This is a genomic window from Mesorhizobium sp. M1409 (assembly GCF_040317535.1).
Lineage (GTDB): Bacteria > Pseudomonadota > Alphaproteobacteria > Rhizobiales > Rhizobiaceae > Mesorhizobium.
The window spans coordinates 1-4,311 of sequence record NZ_JAMYKV010000119.1; the positions used below are offsets into that span (position 1 = coordinate 1).

Annotated in this window: 4 protein-coding genes; all 4 read right to left on the reverse strand. The window is 65.2% G+C overall.

What is annotated here, in order from left to right:
• Positions 1-244: 244 nt before the first annotated feature.
• Positions 245-1,036, reverse strand: coding sequence for an ATP-binding cassette domain-containing protein (locus NKG99_RS35365; protein WP_352874077.1), 792 nt, complete (start codon positions 1,034-1,036; stop codon positions 245-247).
• A gap of 10 nt (positions 1,037-1,046) precedes the next feature.
• Entirely contained in the window at positions 1,047-1,823 is a 777-nt protein-coding gene (locus NKG99_RS35370; RefSeq protein ID WP_352874078.1) for an ABC transporter permease subunit, read from the reverse strand.
• Positions 1,820-2,983: an FMNH2-dependent alkanesulfonate monooxygenase gene (ssuD, locus tag NKG99_RS35375; protein ID WP_352874079.1), complete on the reverse strand. Its 1,164-nt coding sequence runs from the start codon at positions 2,981-2,983 to the stop codon at positions 1,820-1,822. The genes NKG99_RS35370 and ssuD overlap by 4 nt, the downstream gene beginning before the upstream one ends.
• 71 nt (positions 2,984-3,054) lie before the next feature.
• Entirely contained in the window at positions 3,055-4,026 is a 972-nt protein-coding gene (locus NKG99_RS35380) for a sulfonate ABC transporter substrate-binding protein (protein ID WP_352874080.1), read from the reverse strand.
• Between the last annotated feature and the right edge of the window lie 285 nt (positions 4,027-4,311).

The window sequence follows — 4,311 nt, forward strand, 5'->3', positions numbered from 1 at the left end:
TCGCAAGGAAGCTTCTCGTCGTCCTAAACGCCATCATTCGAGACAAAAAAGCTTTCGCATGAACACAGTTGCCATGCCGCGACTCAAACGCGTCGTCACGGTGGAGAATTCTGCTCTGCTGCATACTTCGGCCAAGGTGACGGCATGTATCCTCGGGTCTTCGCTTCCGCTCCGCCCGTGGATGACGAAGTCGGGGAGGCCTCGGCCAAATTCCGAACGTTGAACTGCTTCTGCCCCGACAGCCTTACCCGAACAGCCGGTCCAGAATCTTGCCCTCGAGCCGCGCAAGCTCGACGGAACCGCGCCGGCGTGGCCGCTCCACGGGCACATCCAGATCGAGCGCGATCCGGCCTTCGCTGATCACCACGACCCGATCGGCGAGCGCGACCGCCTCGGCGACATCATGCGTGACCAGCACGGCGGTGAACTTCTGCGCCAGCCAGATGCGCTCCAGAAGCTGCTGCATCTCGATGCGGGTCAGCGCGTCGAGCGCGCCTAGCGGCTCGTCGAGCGCCAGGATCTGCGGGTGGCCGACCAGCGCCCGGGCCAGCGCCACGCGCTGCTTCTGGCCGCCGGACAGCACCGAGGGCCATTCGTCGGCACGATCGGCAAGCCCGACCGCGCCGAGAATGTCGAGCGCGCGTTGGCGCGCCTCCGCGCCGGAAGCTATCCCGGTCAGCCCGACCTGCACGTTTTTCACCACGCTGGCCCAGGGCAACAGCCGTGGTTCCTGGAACATGAAGCGGGTGCGGCCGTGGCCTTCCTCTTCCACTCCGAATGTCAGCGATCCTGATGTCGGCCGGTCGAGCCCGGCCAGCAGCCTGAGCAGCGTGCTCTTGCCGCAGCCGCTCTTGCCGATGACGGCAAGGAACTGCCCGGCCGGCACATCCAGATCGATGCCGTCGAGCACGATCTTGTCGCCGAAGCGCTTGCCGACTTGCCTGAAGGCAAAGGCCCGCTGTCCTTCGACCGAGCCTATCGGCCGCGCCGGCGTGGCAACGAAGGAGCGGGCTGCGGTCAGGCTGGCGGCTGTCATGGGCAATATCTCATTCGTTTTGGAAGGCCGGATGCCAGCCGAGCGACAGCCGCTCGAGCAGGCGGGCGAGGCTGTCGGCGAGCTTGCCGAGCAGCGCATAGATCAGGATCGACAGCACGACGACATCGATCAGCAGGAATTCTCGCGCCTGCATGGCCATGTAGCCGAGGCCGGAACTGGCCGAGATGGTTTCGGCGACGATCAGCGTCAGCCACATGATGCCCAAGGCATAGCGCAGGCCGACGAAGATCGCCGGCAGCGCGCCAGGCAGGATCACGCGGAAGAACAGGGCGCGGCGATCCATGCCGTAGACGCGGCCCATCTCGACCAGCTGCGGATCGACGCTTTGGATGCCGAGCAGCGTGTTGACGTAGATCGGAAAGAACACGCCGAGCGCCACCAGGAACAGCTTTGCTTCCTCGTCGATGCCGAACCACAGAATGACCAGCGGGATCAGCGCCAGGTGCGGAATGTTGCGGATCATCTGCAGCGTCGTGTCGGTAAGGCCGCGGCTCAGCGTCGACAATCCGTTGGCGAGCCCAAGCGCAAAGCCGATCGAGCCGCCGACGGCGAAGCCGGCAAGCGCGCGTGCGGTGCTGATGCCGATGTTGCGGATCAGTTCGCCCGACAGCGTCAGCCGCCAGAAGGCCTCGGCGACGGCGCTTGGCGCCGGCAGCACGTTGGCCGGCATGACGCCCGCCCGTGATGCAATCTCCCAGCCGGCGATCACCAGCGCCGGCAGCAGCCAGCCGATGCCATTGCCGCGGAGGCCTGCGCCAAAGCTCATGACGAGGCCTGCAGGCGGTTGGCGCCATGGAAGCCGACCGAGAATTCGTTGGCGATGTTCTCATGCGCCCGCTGCCGCCTGGTGCCGAGCCCGAGTTTTGGGAATAGCAGCTCGGCGACGCGGTAGGCTTCCTCGAGATGCGGATAGCCGGAGCCGATGATGGTATCGATGCCGATCGCCTGATATTCGCGGATGCGCTCGGTGATCTGCTCCGGCGTGCCGACCAGAGCCGTGCCGGCGCCGCCGCGCACCAGCCCGACGCCGGCCCACAGATTGGGCGACACCACCAGCCTGTCGCGACGGCCGCCATGCAGTTCGGCCATGCGACGCTGGCCGACCGAGTCCATCTGGGTGAGGAAACGCGCCTGCGCGTTTTCGATCTGGGCGTCGGTGACGTGTCTGATCAGCCGGTCGGCGGCGCGCCAGGCTTCCTCCTCGGTCTCGCGCACGATGAAATGCAGCCGGATGCCGAAGCGCAGTTTTCTGCCGCGCAGCGCGGCTTTGCTTCGTGCCGCAGCGAGCTTCTCGGCCACCTGCGCCGGCGGCTCGCCCCAGGTCAGGTACATGTCGACGAGGTCGGCGGCCAGATCCTGCCCGGCATCCGACGACCCGCCGAAATAGAGCGGCGGCCGCTCTTGGCGCGGCAAAAGGTCGAGGCGGCCATTCTCGACGCGGTAATATTTGCCGTCGAAATTGACGCGCTCGCCCGACACCAGTCCGCGCCAGATGGTCAGGAATTCGTGCGCCTGGGCATAGCGCTCGTCATGCGGCAGGAAGACGCCGTCGCCGGCGAGCTCGGTCGGGTTGCCGCCGACCACGACATTCAGCAGCAGCCGGCCATTGCTCAGCCGGTCGAGGGCCGCCGTCTGGCGCGCGGCAAAGGTTGGCAGCGTCACGCCCGGCCGCAGCGCGACGAGGAATTTCAGTTTTTCGGTGAGCGTCGCAAGGCCCGTCGCGGTGATCCAGGAATCCTCGCAGTTTTGGCCGGTCGGCAACAGCACGCCGGGAAAGCCAAGCCTGTCGACCGCCTGCGCGATCTCCTTGAAGTAACCGAACTCCGGCGGCCGCTGCTGCTCCTCGGAACCGAGATAGGAGCCGTCGCCATGCGTCGGGATGAACCAGAAGAAAGCGAGCGGGGCGGTGCTGGCTGGCGCGGTCATGTCTGGCCTCTTGGAAGGTGCAAACGTCAAACGGCGCCGGGCGTTCTCGCCCGGCACCGTCGGAGAGAAAATCAATTGCCTGGCGCGGTCCACACCGCGTCGGAAATGCGGACCGCCTTCGGGATCAGCCCGAGCTTGAAGAAGCGGTCGGCGGTCGCCTGCTGGCCGGCGACGATCTCGTCGGTGATCGGAATGATGCCGAATTTGGTGCGGTTGGCGGCGATCGTCTGCGCGTCGAGCGGCACACCGGTCACCTCGTGCAGCGCCTCGGCCACCTTGTCGCGGTTCTGGTCGGCCCATTTCGCCGCCTCGCCAAGGGCCGCGATCGTCGTCGTGACGATCTCGGGATGCGCCTTGGCGAAATCCTTGTTGGCGAGGAAATAGGTGTTGACCCTGAGCACCTCGCTGGAGCGGGCCAGCACACGCGGCTGGTAGCGGGTTTCGGCGATGGCGAAGAACGGATCCCAGACAGTCCAGGCATCGATCTGGTCGCTGGCGAAGGCGGCGGCCGCGTCCGCGGGGCTCAGATAGACCGGCGTGATCTGGTCGAACGGAATGCCGGCCTTTTCCAGGGCTGCGACGAGCAGATTGTGTGCACTGGTGCCCTTGCCGACGCCGACGCGCTTGCCTTTCAGCTCGGCGACAGACTGGATGGGCGAGGCCGGCTTGACGAAGATCGCCTCGCCCTCGCCATTCGACGGCAGTGCCGCCGCATAGACGATATTGGCGCCGGCCGACTGGCCGAAGATCGGCGGCGCATCGCCGGTCCATCCGGCATCGATGGCGCCGACATTGAGGGCCTCGACCAGCGGCGGCCCGGAGGTGAACTCGACCCATTTGACGGTGACGCCCTTGTCTTCAAGCGCCTTTTCGATCACCTGCTGCTGCTTGGCGATCACCGGCAGGCCGGTCTTCTGATAGCCGATGCTGAACTGCTTCAGCTCCTGCGCGGCGGCGCCGAACGACACGGCAACGCTTGCCGCCAGCAGCCCGATGCCGAAAACTCGTCTGGTCAGATTGAAGTGCTTGGTAAGATTGAACATGACCCTCTCCTTCGATGGGCACCGGCGCCGGGAAAATGGCTCGCCGGTTGGAAGATGGGATCAGGCTAGGTAGTTCTATAAACTTAGTAGAGGAATGATTTTGCGAGATGGGTTTGAAGAGCGGATTTGTTTTCTGCGGCAGCCCATCGCTTCGTCATCCTAGGGCGAAGCAAGGAGCGCAGCGACGCGGCGCAGACCCTAGGATCCTGTGTGTTGTTCCCATGCTATGTTTGAAGTGGGAAGGAGACCGAGAGGATCCTGGTCGTCCTTTCACAGGACAGGCCG

Excerpts from the sequence above, each read along its gene's own strand:
- ssuD (WP_352874079.1), bottom strand. The coding sequence starts at position 2,983 with ATGACCGCGCCAGCCAGCACCGCCCCGCTCGCTTTCTTCTGGTTCATC.
- NKG99_RS35365 (WP_352874077.1), bottom strand. The coding sequence starts at position 1,036 with ATGACAGCCGCCAGCCTGACCGCAGCCCGCTCCTTCGTTGCCACGCCG.
- NKG99_RS35380 (WP_352874080.1), bottom strand. The coding sequence starts at position 4,026 with ATGTTCAATCTTACCAAGCACTTCAATCTGACCAGACGAGTTTTCGGC.
- NKG99_RS35370 (WP_352874078.1), bottom strand. The coding sequence starts at position 1,823 with ATGAGCTTTGGCGCAGGCCTCCGCGGCAATGGCATCGGCTGGCTGCTG.